15 protein-coding genes are annotated in these 15,929 nt (G+C 35.2%); 2 read left to right on the forward strand and 13 right to left on the reverse strand.

Translation table 11 applies throughout. The features are described from left to right. Positions 1-139 precede the first annotated feature (139 nt). The 5 genes from AC1DVP_RS00980 to AC1DVP_RS01000 form a co-directional block, all read right to left on the reverse strand. Positions 140-1,126 carry an aldo/keto reductase gene (locus AC1DVP_RS00980; RefSeq protein ID WP_477181688.1) on the reverse strand — a complete coding sequence of 329 codons (987 nt, stop codon included), beginning with the start codon at positions 1,124-1,126 and terminating at the stop codon, positions 140-142. Positions 1,127-1,248: 122 nt separating this feature from the next. Beyond that, positions 1,249-2,136 (reverse strand): cysteine synthase CysM, encoded by an 888-nt coding sequence (gene cysM, locus AC1DVP_RS00985; RefSeq protein ID WP_477181689.1) that lies wholly within the window; start codon positions 2,134-2,136, stop codon positions 1,249-1,251. 1 nt (position 2,137) lies between these two features. Further along, a complete protein-coding gene (gene epsC / locus AC1DVP_RS00990; protein ID WP_477181690.1) occupies positions 2,138-2,929 on the reverse strand; it encodes a serine O-acetyltransferase EpsC in 792 nt (263 codons plus the stop codon). A 151-nt stretch (positions 2,930-3,080) separates the two neighbouring features. Beyond that, the gene (locus tag AC1DVP_RS00995; RefSeq protein ID WP_477181691.1) at positions 3,081-3,722 is read right to left on the reverse strand and encodes an SGNH/GDSL hydrolase family protein; all 642 of its coding nucleotides are present in this window, start codon (positions 3,720-3,722) and stop codon (positions 3,081-3,083) included. 151 nt (positions 3,723-3,873) lie between these two features. Beyond that, positions 3,874-5,034: a histidine decarboxylase gene (locus AC1DVP_RS01000; RefSeq protein ID WP_477181692.1), complete on the reverse strand. Its 1,161-nt coding sequence runs from the start codon at positions 5,032-5,034 to the stop codon at positions 3,874-3,876. A gap of 152 nt (positions 5,035-5,186) precedes the next feature. On the opposite strand from AC1DVP_RS01000, the gene AC1DVP_RS01005 reads away from it, so the two are divergent. Then, a complete protein-coding gene (locus AC1DVP_RS01005) occupies positions 5,187-5,639 on the forward strand; it encodes an Lrp/AsnC family transcriptional regulator (RefSeq protein ID WP_477181693.1) in 453 nt (150 codons plus the stop codon). A gap of 281 nt (positions 5,640-5,920) precedes the next feature. On the opposite strand, the gene AC1DVP_RS01010 is transcribed toward AC1DVP_RS01005, so the two are convergent. The 5 genes from AC1DVP_RS01010 to truA form a co-directional block, all read right to left on the reverse strand. After that, positions 5,921-6,304, reverse strand: a complete 384-nt coding sequence (locus tag AC1DVP_RS01010) for a cupin domain-containing protein (RefSeq protein WP_477181694.1) — start codon at positions 6,302-6,304, stop codon at positions 5,921-5,923. Between the two features lie 423 nt (positions 6,305-6,727). Next, positions 6,728-7,642, reverse strand: a complete 915-nt coding sequence (gene cysK, locus AC1DVP_RS01015; RefSeq protein WP_477181695.1) for a cysteine synthase A — start codon at positions 7,640-7,642, stop codon at positions 6,728-6,730. 170 nt (positions 7,643-7,812) lie between these two features. Next, positions 7,813-9,201 (reverse strand): dihydrolipoyl dehydrogenase, encoded by a 1,389-nt coding sequence (gene lpdA / locus AC1DVP_RS01020; RefSeq protein WP_477181696.1) that lies wholly within the window; start codon positions 9,199-9,201, stop codon positions 7,813-7,815. Positions 9,202-9,609: 408 nt separating this feature from the next. Then, entirely contained in the window at positions 9,610-11,379 is a 1,770-nt protein-coding gene (locus AC1DVP_RS01025) for an ABC transporter ATP-binding protein (RefSeq protein WP_477181697.1), read from the reverse strand. An 82-nt stretch (positions 11,380-11,461) separates the two neighbouring features. Next, positions 11,462-12,202, reverse strand: a complete 741-nt coding sequence (truA, locus tag AC1DVP_RS01030; protein WP_477181698.1) for a tRNA pseudouridine(38-40) synthase TruA — start codon at positions 12,200-12,202, stop codon at positions 11,462-11,464. Positions 12,203-12,458: 256 nt separating this feature from the next. Here truA and AC1DVP_RS01035 point away from each other — a divergent pair, with 256 nt between their 5' ends. Next, positions 12,459-12,956 carry a metallophosphoesterase family protein gene (locus AC1DVP_RS01035; protein WP_477181699.1) on the forward strand — a complete coding sequence of 166 codons (498 nt, stop codon included), beginning with the start codon at positions 12,459-12,461 and terminating at the stop codon, positions 12,954-12,956. Positions 12,957-12,961: 5 nt separating this feature from the next. Here AC1DVP_RS01035 and AC1DVP_RS01040 read toward each other — a convergent pair whose 3' ends face one another. The 3 genes from AC1DVP_RS01040 to AC1DVP_RS01050 form a co-directional block, all read right to left on the reverse strand. Continuing rightward, complete coding sequence (locus AC1DVP_RS01040) at positions 12,962-14,656, reverse strand: tetratricopeptide repeat-containing sensor histidine kinase (protein ID WP_477181700.1); 1,695 nt, start codon at positions 14,654-14,656, stop codon at positions 12,962-12,964. Between the two features lie 40 nt (positions 14,657-14,696). Beyond that, the gene (locus AC1DVP_RS01045) at positions 14,697-15,359 is read right to left on the reverse strand and encodes a response regulator (protein WP_477181701.1); all 663 of its coding nucleotides are present in this window, start codon (positions 15,357-15,359) and stop codon (positions 14,697-14,699) included. A 147-nt stretch (positions 15,360-15,506) separates the two neighbouring features. Further along, a complete protein-coding gene (locus tag AC1DVP_RS01050) occupies positions 15,507-15,920 on the reverse strand; it encodes a DUF4293 domain-containing protein (RefSeq protein WP_477181702.1) in 414 nt (137 codons plus the stop codon). Positions 15,921-15,929 lie beyond the last annotated feature (9 nt).

Consider the following 15,929-nt stretch of genomic DNA (forward strand, 5'->3'; position numbering starts at 1 on the left):
ATTCATGGCATAAACAAAATCATTATAAAAGACGAAGCATAAACATAAACTAATACATAAAAAATTGTGGTATAATTTCTGGATGCTATTGCTTCGTCTTTCGTGAAGGGGATGAACTGAAAAACTTATTTTTTATGGTTTACCAAAGCTGATGCACCTGCGGTTTAATATATTGCTCATAAATGGCGTTCATGGCTGTGATTTTTTCTGGAGAAAGTTTTGGTAAATCATACAATGACAGGTTAGACAAAACGTGGCTTTCCTTTGATGCTCCCGGAATAATACAGCTGATTTCGTTAAAACTCAGTATCCATTGCAGGGCGATAGGAGCTAGATTTGTAGCTTCTGGAAAAAGCGCTTTTAAAGCTTTAACAGCTTTTAGACCCAATTCATAATCAATTCCAGAGAATGTTTCTCCTTTATCAAAAGCCGCTCCGTCCCGATTGAAATTTCTATGGTCCTGTTCTCCAAAAGTAGTTTTGGAATCATATAAACCGGTCAATAATCCGCTGGCGAGTGGTACTCTTGCAATAATTCCTATGTCTTTTTTTTGAGCTTCTTGGAAGAATAATTCCGATGGACGCTGACGGAAAAGATTGAATATAATCTGGATTGTAGTTACATTAGAATATTCAATAGCTTTTAATGCTTCTTCAACTTTTTCAACACTTACACCCAAGTTCAAAATTTTTCCTTGATCTTTCAATCGGTCAAACATTTCAAAAATTTCCGGACGGTAAAATACTTGGTTAGGAGGACAATGCAACTGAATAAGATCGATTGTTTCCAATCCCATTCTTTTCAGGCTGTCTTCTACATATTGCTGTAAAACCTTAGGCTGATAGCCTTCATTTACATGCGGATTGATATGTCTGCCGCATTTTGTAGCTACATAAATGCGTTCGCTGCGGGAGCGAACCACTCTTCCCACGGCAGTTTCGCTCAATCCGTTTTCATAAACATCGGCAGTGTCAATAAAATTCACGCCCTTATCAATGGCAGTATTGATTAATTCGTCAGCGGTTTTGTCATTAAAGGGAGAACCCCATTTTCCGCCCACTTGCCAAGTCCCAAGTGCTATTTCTGAAATATTAAAATTGGTTTTTCCGAGTTTACGATAGTTCATTTTTTTATTTTTTAAGTTTATGAGAGGCTGAGATACTAAGTTTCTAAGATTTTTTTTAAGTTTTTATGATGTCAATTTCTAAATCATTGAAATTAAAGAGCTAAATCACTTAGAAACTTTTTTTAATCAAACAAGTCCGAAGACAAATAACGGTCACCACGGTCACAGATAATAGCTACTATCACACCTGATTCGAGTTTGTTAGCTATTTTTACTGCTACAGCTACAGAACCTCCGCTGCTCATACCTGCAAATACGCCTTCTTCTTTGGCTAATCTTTTGGTCATTTCTCGTGCTTCTTCTTCGCTGATATCAACAGTTACATCAACTTTTGAGGCATCAAAAATTTTAGGAAGATATTCCTCAGGCCATTTTCTAATGCCTGGAATTTGCGAACCATCACTAGGTTGCGCTCCAATGATTTGGATATTTGGGTTTTTCTCTTTTAGATAAGTTGAGGTTCCAATAATAGTTCCGGTTGTACCCATAGCCGATACAAAATGCGTTATTGTTCCGTCAGTATCATTCCAGATTTCGGGGCCTGTGGTTTTGTAGTGCGCTTTCCAGTTGTCATCATTGGCAAACTGATTGAGCATCACATAACCGCCTTCGGCTACTTTTTTATCAGCATAATCTCTTGAACCGATTATTCCTTCACTTGCTGGAGTTTGGATAACTGTTGCTCCATAAGCCTGCATGGTTTGTGTTCGTTCGATAGTGGAATCTTCGGGTAGTACCAATTCGATTTCTATATTGAATAACTGAGCAATCATAGCCAATGCAATTCCTGTATTACCGCTGGTTGCTTCAATTAATTTATCGCCTTTTTTGATGTCGCCTCTTTCAATGGCCGATGCAATCATGTTGTATGCGGCACGGTCTTTTACGCTTCCTCCTGGATTGTCTCCTTCAAGTTTTAATAAAAGTTTTACATTTTTGTTTGTAACTAAGCGGGTCGTTTCTATTAATGGAGTGTTCCCAATTAATTCTACTAATTTATAGGTCTTCATTTTATTTCTTTTCTTTTACTTTGACTTCGGTTGTGGTGGTGTTCATTACGATTGAATCTTCTGGAATCGATTTGGTTATCCATGAGTTTCCACCTACAATGCTGTTTTTTCCAATAACTGTTGTGCCTCCTAAGATGGTTGCATTGGCATATAAGCAAACGTTTTTCTCCACAGTGGGATGTCTTTTGGTATTCTTCATGTCTTTGCTTACGCTCAAGGCTCCCAAAGTTACCCCTTGGTATATTTTTACATTTTTTTCGATAACAGAGGTTTCACCAATTACGATTCCGGTAGCATGATCAATAAAGAAAGGTGATGCGATTGTTGCACCGGCATGAATGTCGGTTCCTGTAATGCGGTGGGCGTATTCGCTCATTAATCGTGAAAAAAGCATCAAATCTAATAAATACAATTCATGGCTCAATCGGTAAATAGCGATGGCATAAAATCCTGGATAAGCAAGATAAATTTCTTCCAGATTATTGGATGCAGGGTCGTTTTCTAGGATGTAAGAGGCATCTTTGTTCAGGTCTTTGAGTACAGAGGGTAATTTGTGTAAAAATTTATCCCAAGCACTTTCGCATGAATCTTGTTCTTTTTTGCAGGCCAAAGAAGCTATTTCCTTAAATTGTTTTTCGAGCTCATCGATACTTTCGTTGAGTGGCGCATTCGAATCAAATAATGTGTAAAACAGTTTTTCGGTAAAGGCTTCCGTCTTGGTTTTTATGCTATAATTTATAGAAAAATGACTTTTTGAAGCGCTAATATTTTGGACAATCAGATCTTTGGTCATGATTATGAAATTGAATGTTATTTTTGAAAGGATAAAAGTAAGGCGTTTTTCAGAAAAAATAACAAGGTTTGGCCAAAGAATTAGGTTAATTGCTGTTGAAAGTTATTGCTTCAAAAAGATATAACAGAATCACTTTTTTTTTGAAATTATATCACATAAATTGTAGGTTTTCAAGGATTGCTTCAAGGATTGGCTCCATAACGTGATATCCTTCTTTATTAGGATGAACTCCATCTTCGGAATAAATTGATTTCAATCTTTTTCGTTCATCTTTCATAACCGAATGATAATCTGCATACGGAATATCATTTGCTGCAGCATATTTATGAATCATTACGTTCAATGCTTCAATCTTTTCAGCGGGTAGTATTCCGCGTCTCCATGGGTAATCATAAGCAGGAAGTATCGAACATAAAATGACTTCGATGTTATTTGCTATTGCCAATTCGCACATTGATATAAGATTTCCCAGAATAGTTTCGGGTGTTGTTGGGCCAGTATTTCCTGCAATATCATTGGTTCCAGCCAATATAACCACAATTTTAGGTTTCAGTTCAATTACGTCTGACCTAAAACGGATTAGCATTTGAGAAGTCGTTTGGCCGTTAATTCCCCGATTGATGCAGGTTTTACCAATAAAAAATTCAGGGTGTATTGTTTTCCAACCCGCTATAATGGAATCACCAAAAAACACAATCCGCTTTTCTCCTAAAGCTGGAGCTAAAATCTGCTTGTTTTTGTCTTTGTATTTATTTAGATAAGCCCAATCGGGAACTTTGTTTTTTTCATTCATAATTAGTGCAAAAAAAATACTGTTTTTGATTTGTCTTTTCAAAAATAAAACTTATTTGCTTTATATTGCTGGGTTTTGTAGTTTTTAAAAAAGAATGCCACAGATTAAAATGATTTCAAGGATTTAATCTGTGGCAGTTTGATTTTTTTAATTAGAAACCAAATTCTGATATTTCTTCCGGATTTTCGATGCAGTTTTCTACATCGCTGATGAATGCGTCAATCTGATCTTTCGTTACATTGGGCATGCAAATAATGTGTGAGATGTTGCCTTCTGTGGCCAATTGCCATTTTGATTTTACTTCTTCAGCTGTTTTGGGGAAAACTACTGTTATAGAGTTTGGATTTCTCCAAGCTGCAATGCCTATGTTTTTTAGTCTTTGTTCACAATATTCTGCTATTTCTAAGCTGTGTAAATAGCGTTTTTTCAAACCTTCAATGCCTAGTTTTTTTAAGGCATACCATAAAAACAGAGGGCAATGACCGTTTCTGGAACCTGTAATCGTTGTGTCCAAAGAACCGATGTATGAAATTCCTTTTGAGATTCTATCCCTATTGGAACGTTTCGTAATAATAATTCCTGAAGGAATTGGGGAGCCAATAAATTTATGTCCGCTGATAGAAATACTGTCGGCGCCATCTTTGAAATCAAATGGCAATCGAGGCTCCATAAAAGCGCCATAACTTCCCGACAAAGCTGCATCGCAGTGAATATAACTGTCTTGTATAGCCAATCCTCTTAGAATATCCCTGATTTTTGAAACATCATCTTTGGCTTCTTTCATAGTAGTTCCAAAAGTGGTCAGCACAATGGCAGGTTTGTGACGGTTCATTCTTAAAGTATTTTCAAAATCGGCATAATCAATTTCTCCATTTTCCTGCGAACGGATAACAATGCTTGGAATGTTGAGCAAATGAATATTTTTGCGTACACTGTAATGCGTCGATTCGGAGTAATACACCATTGCTTTTGGGTATAATTCACGAGCCAAATATAATCCGTACAAATTGCTTTCAGAACCGCCATTGGTTACATAGCCCCAATAATCTTTTGGATTCGCACGAAATAATTTGGCAAAAAAGCCAACGACTTCTCTTTCTAGTTCATGAGTCTGCACTTTATAAGTACAGTCCTCAAAAGGATCGCCTAAGTTATTGATTGGATATTTCAAAAAATGGTTGATTTCAGAATAGTCAAAATCTTTGGATACTGGATAACCTAAAAAAATATCTCTGGCATTTTCTAGGTATTGTTCCAATTCGAATAAACGCTGATTGTCTTGTTCGGATAATAATTTTGAAATGGTTTCCATGACGTTCAATTTTACTGTAAATGTACTTTTGTTGATTTAATATTCTTTATTTGTAATGATATTCAGGATATAATCCTAATTTTGATGTTAAAACAGTTTTTAAGTATTGATTTTAATATTAGATTTTTTCAAAACCATATAATTATTCTGAAATGGATTCCATAGACAAAAAAATATTGATGCTTTTACAGCAGGATGCGAAACAAAATACTAAAGAAATAGCTGAAAAAGTGGGGTTGTCTGTTTCTCCCACTTTTGAGAGAATTAAAAAACTGGAGCAAAAAAAATATATAAAAAATTATGTGGCTTTGCTGGATGCGGATAAAATTGGCAAATCAATCAGTGTGTATTGTCAGGTGACTTTGGCTGTCCATTCCAGAGAATTAATTGATAATTTTAAACAGCATATTCTTGTGCTGCCAGAAGTTACAGGCTGTTTTCATGTATCGGGGAATTATGATTTTTTATTGAAAGTGGCGGTCAATGACATGAATGAATATCAAAAGTTTGTTATTGATAAATTATCGGTAATCAAAGGGATTTCAAATGTGCAAAGCTCTTTTGTGATGGAAGAAATAAAAAATGATTTTGCTTATAATTTATGAGACTCTTGATTCATGGATAGGATGTTGTTTTGTGTGAAGGATAGGAACGGCATCTCCCGATTTAGAAAAACAAGGCTTTTTGCCGTAGTTTTTGTTAATTGGGAATACAGTGGATAGCCTGACCTTGTTGCTTTGCAAATTTATCTCATTGGCAGAAAATATTTGGCAACAAGGACACACCATAAAAAAAATCTGATTCGAGAAAATGAATCAGATTTTACGATGTTTAAATTGCTTCTTAAAAAGAGAATAATAAATTGTTTGGATTGAAATAATTGTTTTTATTTTTTTGCCGGCTTCATTTCCGTTACTATTAATTTTAAAGTGGTGGTTCCAATATTTTTTGCCATGTGCGTTACGGCAGGCATATACATGGCAGTACCCATTTTTATATCTATAGTTGTCGCAGGTTTTCCTTTGTCGGTAATCTGAATTTTGCCACTGGTTAGCGCATAGACCGAATGGTTAGGATGACTGTGCCAAGCGGCTGTTGCACCTGGAGTAAATACAACTTCCATAATTCTCACTTTGTCATTGTCAAGTAATACTTTTTTGTATACATTGGATGCTGCTTTCATTGGGTCTTGAGCATACAAACTGGTACTTTGAATAAAGAATAATCCGATGAAGAGGATATTCATTAAAAATATTTTAATTGTTTTCATCTCATTAAAATTTAAGTTCAATTTTTTTGAATTTGCTTGGACTATCCTTATTGCTTTTGAATAGTCGATGGTTTTATGTTTTGTCAATCGACATTGAGAAGAACAGTCTAGTGAGGTTAGGGGTGTTCCCGCAGTTCGTTTTTGTCACCAGTCTTTTAAACATTTTTATGTTTAAAAACATTTTGCCCAGCAATTTATTGGATTGCTTTTTGAGAAGCAATTTCCTCTTTTTTTTTGAGGCCTACTAATTTACAAAAAATATACAGTAGGATTTCAAAAATCATCTTGTTTTTCAAGTAAACGCATTGTAATTTAGTTTGTTATGCTGCTAAAACTGTTTGCTGGGTGTATGAAACAGTGAAGTCCAAAAAAAAAACCGACTTGCTTTCACAAATCGGTTGGTTATGTTTTGATACTTATTTTTTATTCAAATAAGCCTTCGATGCTTAAATAACGTTCTCCGGTATCATAGCAAAATGTAAGCACTTTGGAGCCAGCTGGAATTTCTTTGAGCTTTTTGGCTACTGCGGCTAATGAAGCTCCTGATGAAACTCCAAGAAGAATTCCTTCTTCTTTAGCAGCTCTTTGGGCATATTCATAAGCTTCGTCTTTACTTACTTGTATGGTTCCATCAAGGATTTCAGTATGTAAATTGGTTGGTATAAAACCAGCTCCGATACCTTGAATAGGGTGGGGCGAAGGCGCTCCTCCACTAATAACTGGTGAAGCTTCAGGTTCTACAGCAAAAACTTTTAGATTTGGAAATTGTTGTTTTAACACTTCAGCACAACCTGTAATATGGCCTCCAGTTCCAACTCCAGTAATTAGGTAATCCAATCCATTTGGGAAAGCTTTGATGATTTCTTGCGCAGTGGTGGTTTTGTGAATGTCAATATTAGATTGGTTTTCAAACTGTAGCGGTGACCAAGAGTTTGGAATTTCGGCTATTAATTCCTGCGCTTTTTCCAGGGAACCTTTCATTCCTTTTTCGCGGGGAGTAAGAACAAATTCGGCGCCATAGATACTCATTAGTCGGCGTCTTTCAACAGACATGGAATCGGGCATTACTAAGATTAATCTATATCCTTTTACAGCAGCAACCATTGCTAGTCCAATACCGGTGTTTCCTGATGTAGCCTCGATTATGGTACTTCCTTTTTGTAATATTCCTTTTTGCTCCGCATCTTCTATCATCGACAAAGCGATTCTGTCTTTGATGCTGGCGCCTGGATTTGTTTTTTCAAGTTTAACCCAAACATTTGTATCGGAGCCAAATAATTTATTGATTTTTACGTGCGGCGTATTGCCAATAGTCTCTAATATGTTATTGTGTATCATGATAGTTGTAAAATTTATTTGAGTAAATATAAGATAGAAAATGTGATTTTCAAAATTATATATTTATTAATTCTATGAAAATTATAGAGATATATTTGAAATAAAAACCCCAATTTGAACATTCAAATCGGGGTTATACAGACTGTTAAGATGCATTGCAATGCATTGTTTTACAAGTGAATCACTTCTCCATACGCATCAGCAACAGCTTCCATTACTGCTTCGCTCATTGTCGGGTGAGGATGGATGGATTTTAGGATTTCGTGACCGGTAGTTTCCAGTTTACGGGCAACAACAGCTTCAGCAATCATATCCGTTACACCAGCTCCAATCATGTGGCATCCTAACCATTCGCCGTATTTGGCATCAAAAATTACTTTTACGAAACCATCTGGAGTTCCGGCAGCTTTAGCTTTTCCTGAAGCAGAGAATGGGAATTTGCCAATTTTCAATTCGTATCCTTTTTCTTTAGCTTGTTTTTCAGTCAAACCTACAGATGCAATTTCTGGAGTTGCGTATGTACATCCAGGAACGTTTCCATAATCGATTGGTTCAACATGCAATCCTGCAATTTTTTCAACACAGTTAATTCCTTCAGCAGAAGCCACGTGAGCCAATGCTTGTCCTGGTGTTACGTCACCAATCGCGTAATATCCAGGGATGTTGGTTTGGTTGTAAGCGTTAACTAAGATTTTATCTCTGTCAACAGCGATTCCAACTTCTTCCAGTCCGATGTTTTCTATGTTAGTTTTAATTCCAACAGCAGACAATAAAATGTCAGCTTCAAGAACTTCTTCACCTTTTGCAGTTTTAACAAATGCTTTTACTCCTTCACCAGTAGTGTCAATGCGCTCTACAGATGAGTTAGTCATAATTTTGATACCCGCTTTTTTCAAAGAGCGCTCAAATTGTTTTGAGATATCTTCGTCTTCTACAGGAACTACATTTGGCATAAATTCAACAATAGTTACATCAGTTCCCATTGAGTTGTAGAAATGTGCAAATTCCACCCCAATCGCTCCAGAACCTACAACAATCATAGATTTTGGCTGTGTTGGCAACGTCATTGCCTGGCGGTATCCAATTACTTTTACGCCATCTTGCGGTAAGTTTGGCAACTCACGTGAACGAGCTCCGGTAGCAATAATAATGTGGTCTGCGCTGTATTCCGTAACTTTTCCGTCTTTATCGGTAACGTCTAATTTTTTACCAGCTTTTAGCTTTCCAAAACCGTCAATTACGTCAATTTTGTTTTTTTTCATCAAGAACTGAACTCCTTTGCTCATTCCTTCAGCAACACTGCGGCTGCGTTGTACAACAGCCGAAAAATCTTTATCAAATTCATTTACAGTCAGTCCGTAATCTGAAGCATGTTTTAAATAATCAAAAACCTGTGCCGATTTTAGTAACGCTTTAGTTGGAATACAGCCCCAATTTAAACATATACCACCAAGGTTTTCTTTTTCTACTACAGCAACTTTAAATCCTAATTGAGAGGCTCTAATTGCTGTTACATATCCTCCAGGTCCACTTCCTAAAACTATAATATCGTATTTCATTTTTTATTTTTTATTTAAATTATTGTAAAAATGAATTTGTAAAAATTCATTTCATTTTTTTTGTATTTGTTATTAATTAGTAAAAATGGAACATGAAAAACCACATCTCATTTTAATGATTGCTGTAATAATTAATTGAGAGTGCGAATTTAATGATTTATTTGATTATTGTAAAATTAAGTAGGTACAAAGTTTTACGCTATTTTGTTATAAACCTGAGTCTAATTATTACTTTTAGGAGCAGTAACATGAGGCATTTTCAGGAAGTATGAAGCCTGTTATCCGTTTCAATCTTATAAGCCTCTCGTCTTTTGGGACGAGATGGCTTATAAGAATTTCCACTTCTACCAGGGCTATGGGGAGCTATTTTGCATTTTTGCAATTATTTGCAATTGCAACGAACTCAACTTATAAAGTGCTGCCGAAATTTGATGTGCTAAACTGTGAATCATACAAGTTTTTGTAATACCCTTTCTCTTGGTTTATTAATTCCTGATGCGTTCCCTGTTCTACAATAAGCCCTTTGTCCATAACCACAATTTTATCAGCATTGACAATAGTTGCCAAACGGTGCGCAATAACAATCGATGTTCGGCCTTTGGTAATTGTTTCAGTAGCGCGCTGTATTAATTCCTCCGAATAAGTGTCGATTGATGATGTTGCCTCGTCCAAAATAAGAATACTCGGATTGCTTACATAGGCTCTCAAAAACGCAATCAGTTGACGTTGACCTGAAGATAGCATAACGCCACGTTCTTTTACGTCAAAATCATAGTTGTCCGGCAGGCTCATAATGAAATCATGAACCCCAATTTTTTTAGCCGCATCCAAAACCTTCTCCCGAGTGATTTCAGGATTATTGAGCGTTATGTTGTTGTAAATGGTGTCGGCAAAAAGAAAAACATCCTGCAAAACTACTGCAATTTGTTTACGTAATGAACTTAAACTGTAGTTTTCAATATTGTGATTGTCTATAAATATTGAACCGCTGTTGATTTCATAAAAACGGTTCAGCAAATTGATAATAGTCGATTTTCCTGCTCCTGTAGAACCCACGATGGCGATAGTCTGGCTTGCTTTTACCTCTAGGTTGATTCCTTTTATCACTTCTTCGTTTGGAATATAACCAAATCGGACTTCTTCAAAACGAATGTCTCCGTCAAATAAAGGCGCTTCGATAGTTCCAGTGTCCTGTATTTGATCTTGGGTGTCCAATATGTCAAAAACACGGTTGGCTGCTATCATTCCCAATTGCATTTCGTTGAATTTATCTGCGATTTGACGCAAAGGATTAAACAGCATTCCGATAAACATAGTGTATGAAAATAAATCCCCAAAAGTAGTCGAAGTATCTCCTTCTAAAATATGAAACCCTCCATATAAAACTATAAAACCAAGTGTTAAGGACGAAATAATATCGGCAATGGGAAAGAAAATAGAGTTATACAAAATCGTTTTTATCCAAGCTCTGTTGTGTTTGTCATTGATAATCCTAAATTTTTCGGCTTCAATATCTTCACGATGGAAGAGCTGAACAATTTTCATACCCGTAACTCTTTCCTGCACGAACGAGTTCATGTTGGCAATCTGGGTTCGCACTTCTTCAAAAGCAACCTGCATTTTTTTTTGAAAAATACGGGTGATAAAAACCAATATTGGCATTGCAACAATTACAATCCATGTCAGTTTCCAGTTCATGTAAAACATAAAAATAAGAACAACAAGCATTTTCATCATATCACTTATAATCATGAATAAGCCTTGGCTAAAAATACGGGCAATTGCCTCGATGTCAGATACAGAACGGGTTACGAGCTGACCCACAGGTACTAAGTCAAAATATTTCATTCTAAAACTCAAAATGTGTTTGAACAGTTTTACGCGAATGTCTTTCACGATATCCTGCCCCAGCCAGTTGGCCCAGTATACAAAGAAAAATTGTGCCAAAACCTCAAACAAAAGAACAATTCCCATTAAGGAGATATAAATCAATAAACCGGTTTGATCTTTTGGCTGAATATAACTGTCAACCGTTTGTTTCAGCAAATACGGTCGAAGCGCCGCAAAAACCGATAATGAAACGGCGAAAATAATCACACCGTTAAAACGCCATTGATAGGGTTTGGTATATTTTAATATTCTCTTGAATAATCGGGTATCAAATGCTTTTGCTTTCATTTATTTTGGAGCTATTTCCTGCTATTCGTTGCAATCTTATGAACCGAACCCCGGCTCATAAGGATTTCCACTGCTATCAGGGCTATTTCGTAATGTAATCGTATTCTATTTTTGTTAAATATAATCCATGCGCCGGAACCGAAAAACCAGCTTTGTCCCTGCTTTTACTTTCTATAATCGATTCAAAATCATTCAAAGTGATTTTTTGCAAGCCAATATTAATTAAAGTCCCTACTATAGAACGAACCATATTCCTTAAAAAACGATTGGCCGAAATGGTGAAAATTAATTTTCCGTTTTTCTGTTTCCAATTGGCTTCAAATATAGTACAATCAAAGGTGTTTACATCGGTATTAACTTTAGAAAAACATTGAAAATCTGTATAGTTAAATAATAATTTTGATGCTTCGTTCATTAAAACCAAATCCAGTTTTTGATGAAAGTACCAGCTTTGTTCCTGCAGGAATACATCTTTGAAAGTATTTATATGGTATTCGTAAGTTCTTTTGGTGGCATCAAAACGGGTATGCGCTTCGTCAGCAACAGGAAAAATTTCATATACGACAATGTCTTTTGGTAAAAAAGCATTGAGTTTGTGTATTAAACTGGGGATGTCAAATGGGGTTTCCAAATCAAAATGAGCATACATTTCTTTGGCATGAACTCTGGTATCGGTTCTTCCTGCTCCCGTAAGATTGATCTCCGAGTTGAGAATAACCGAAAATGCTTTGTTCATCGTTTCTTGTACAGAAGAAGCGTTCGGCTGGTATTGCCAACCGTGGTAATTGGTTCCGTTGTAAGCTAGTTTTATAAAATACCTCAAAGTAAGTGTTCCGTTTTCAGTGTTTAGTTCTCAGTATTTATGTCAATGCTTGATAGCGTTTGAGTGTCGGGCGTTGTGGCAGAAAACTTTTTTTGTTGCAAATTTACAAAGAATGTATCTTGTTTGGCTGTTTTTTATTTAAAACTAGAATGCCTATTTTTGTCGAGATGCCTTAGGCCTGCCTTTTTATTTTTTCTTTAAAAAATAAAAAGATATAAGCGGACAGCAGGAATTAGCTCCTAAAAAAACAACTGATTTGAAAAAAATTCTCCTCCTTTCTGATACGCACAGCCATATTGACGATGTTATTTTAAAATATGTAGCTCAGGCCGATGAGGTTTGGCATGCGGGTGATATTGGGGATTTGACCGTTACAGATACTATAAAAAAGCTGAAGCCTTTGCGCTGTGTTTACGGTAATATTGATGATGCTCAGGCGCGTTTGGAATTTCCGCTGCACAACCGTTTTTTTTGCGAAGGGGTCGATGTTTGGATAACTCATATTGGCGGCTATCCGGGTAAATATAATCCGGCGCTGAAGGCCGAAATGGCATCTAATCCCCCAAAATTGTTCATCTGCGGGCATTCGCATATTTTAAAAGTGATTTTTGACAAGAAGAATAATCTGTTGCACATGAATCCCGGAGCTGCAGGAAAGAGCGGATTTCATCAGGTGAGAACGATGCTTCGTTTTGTGATTGACGGTGATGCTATTAGAGATCTAGAAATTGTAGAAATAGGCAAGAAAGTATGATTTTCTTAACTGATAAGTGGAACTTTTAGATAAATTGCGGTTCCTTTATTGGGTGCCGAATTAATTATAAATTCACCTTTCATGTTGTTTATCCGTGCCCGGATTTGGTTAATTCCAAATCCTTCGTGAGTTTCAAACTGATTGGTTTTAAAGCCGGTTCCGTCATCTGTGATATGAATGATTAAGGAAGAGATTGCTTCTTCCGCATTAATCGAGGCGTAAGTGGCATTACTGTGTTTTATGATATTGTTGATTAATTCGGCGATGATAAAATATAATTTCATTTCGAAATCCTCATTATATCTTTTTTTAATTTTAATCAATGAATTAAAGACTATCTTAATTCTTGAATTGGATGTTTTTTCACATAAATCTTCCAATGCATATAAAAGCCCAAACCGTACTAATAGAGCAGGCATTAATTCGTGGGATAAGTTTCGGATTTGTTTGTGGGCTTCTTCAAGAATTCCTTTGGTTTTGTTAATTTCTTCGGCTTGTGATTTTTGCTGTGAAGTAAAAACATTCAGATGCAGACCTGCTGACGAAAGTAACGCACTGATATTGTCGTGTAAAAATGTCGAAATCTTTTTTCGTTCCAATTCCTGACCGTCAATTGAAGCATTGATGATCCTTTCCTGGATTTTGCTCTGAATATCTATAAGCTTGTTTTTTTGTTTTAAATGGGTGTTTTGAAAAAAATAATAGAACGATATAATGGTGCAGATTAAAATAAAAAGAACAATAATTACGATTTTTTTATTTTTGGACTGCTCTTCAATTAATATATCCTGTTTGTTTTTGTAAGAGGCTTCAATCTTGTCAATTTCTCTTTTATAGTGGTCGATTTCGAGATTAATGCCTACAATATTGGCTTTATTTAATTTTTCTTCGATATGTAGCTCTTCAGTGATTTTATTAAATAAACAAAGGTTTTCATAAGCTTTTTGAGGCTGATGAATCTTATTTAAAAATTTAGAATATTCTAAATGTGAGAAAGACAGATCTGATTTTTCATTTCCTTTTGTGCCTAATTCTATTGCTTTTTGGAAATATGAATTTGCTTTTTCATTTTCGTTTATAAAATTGTAATACATGCCATTGAGCATATTTAAAGCAACGATGGTGGATTCGCTGCCAAAAATAGATTGGTATTTATTAATGTATTTTAAATAGGGAAGCCCTTCCTTAAATTTTCCAATATCAAAATAGGCCCAGGTAATATTTAGTTTTGTAAAGAAAATTTGTTTTTTACCTAAAATTTTCTGGCTTTGCTGCAGTGATTTTTGATAGTAATAAATCCCTTTATCATATTGTTTTTTATCAAAACAATAAATGTTTCCTAGATTGTTGTAAAACTGATTCTTTAGGGTGTAATTATTGGTTTTGTTAACATAGTGTAGCCCTAAATTATAATAATGCAAAGCTTTGAAGGGTTCTGTCAGTTCATCAAAGTTGGAGGCTATTATCAGATAAGAGTTGGCAATTAAATCATTGTTTTTTATTTTGATTGATTGTTCTAGTGCTACTCTTGACTTTAATAATGATTCTTCGTAATTGCCATTTATTCTATTGAGTTTGGCGTCTTTTAATAAAGAGGTTATTTCTGTATTGGAAAGTATTTTGTTTTGAGCAAGTGAGGTTAGACTAAAATTGATTAGAAATAAAAATGGAATTATTAGCCGGAACCTAACTTGAAACATATTTTACAGTATCGATAAATAAAAGTCTTAAATGGCTGGATTAAGATATAACCAAATGATTGTTCATTGCATATTTTACTATACCAATAGTGTTTTTGGCTTTTAGTTTTTTCATGATATTCTTGCGGTGGGTTTCTACAGTGTTTGTACTGATAAAAAGCTGTTCGCTTATTTCTTTACCGCTATATTCAAGAGCAATCAAAATGACTATTTCAATTTCTCGTTCAGTTAATAATGGATTTACATTTGGCTTGTAAGTACTGAGTTTTGGATTGTTTTTGGTAGCATGGCTAAATATTTTTTCTCTGATAGTTTCACAAAAATATTCTTCACCGTTGGCAACAGCCTGTACAGCTTCAATAATACTGTCACCGGCACATTGTTTAGTAAGGTAGCCAGTCACTCCCATATCCATGATTTCTTTTATTAATTTTAAATCATCATAGCTGGAAAGAATTATCACTTTGCACGGAAATCCTTTTAGTTTAAATTCTTTAACGACTTCAATTCCGTCTTTTTCAGGCATGCTGATGTCAAGGACAAGAACATCCGCATGATTGTTGGTAACATCTTCAAAAACCGTAGTTCCGTTCAGTGAAAATCCAACAACCTCAAAATTTGCGACTGTATTGAGTAGGGTCTGAATTCCGTGAATAATTATTTGATGATCATCTGCAAGATGAATTCTAATATTCTTTGCCATAGGTATTATAGATGTATTCAAATTTATAAAAAAAAAACATTTTCAATCATGCTTTATTGCTATAATTTAATCAGTTTTTTTTATAAAAAAACCCGAACTGTTACATTCGGGATTTCTTCGCACATTAATAAATTAAATTTTATAGGTTTATCTCAACCGATCCACAGATTTTACAAGATCTTCATCCTTCTTGATGGCTTTATTAGCTAAAACTAAAAAAACGATAGCCAAGACAGGCAGAAACATCCCAATACCTTTCTCAGAAACAGAAACTGCTTCTCCAGATAAATTTAGCGAATGATAAACAAACAATCCTAATAAAATCAAATTTAATACGATATTCAATCTGTTGGCAACAAATTGAGTTTGTCTTTTTTTAAATGATATAATGCTGTAAATAGTTATTGCTGTGCTTAAGCCAAGTAATATGGCGTAAATTTGATTTTGCATAAAAAAATAATCTTTGCCATCGTTCAATTTCCAAAGCGGAAAAATGAATGGCAAAACACCAATCAGCAAAAAGGTGATTATTAAGTATACGGTTTGAATTCGTTGTATCATGTCCTTGTA

Source organism: Flavobacterium sp. P3_A6 (genome assembly GCF_056403035.1).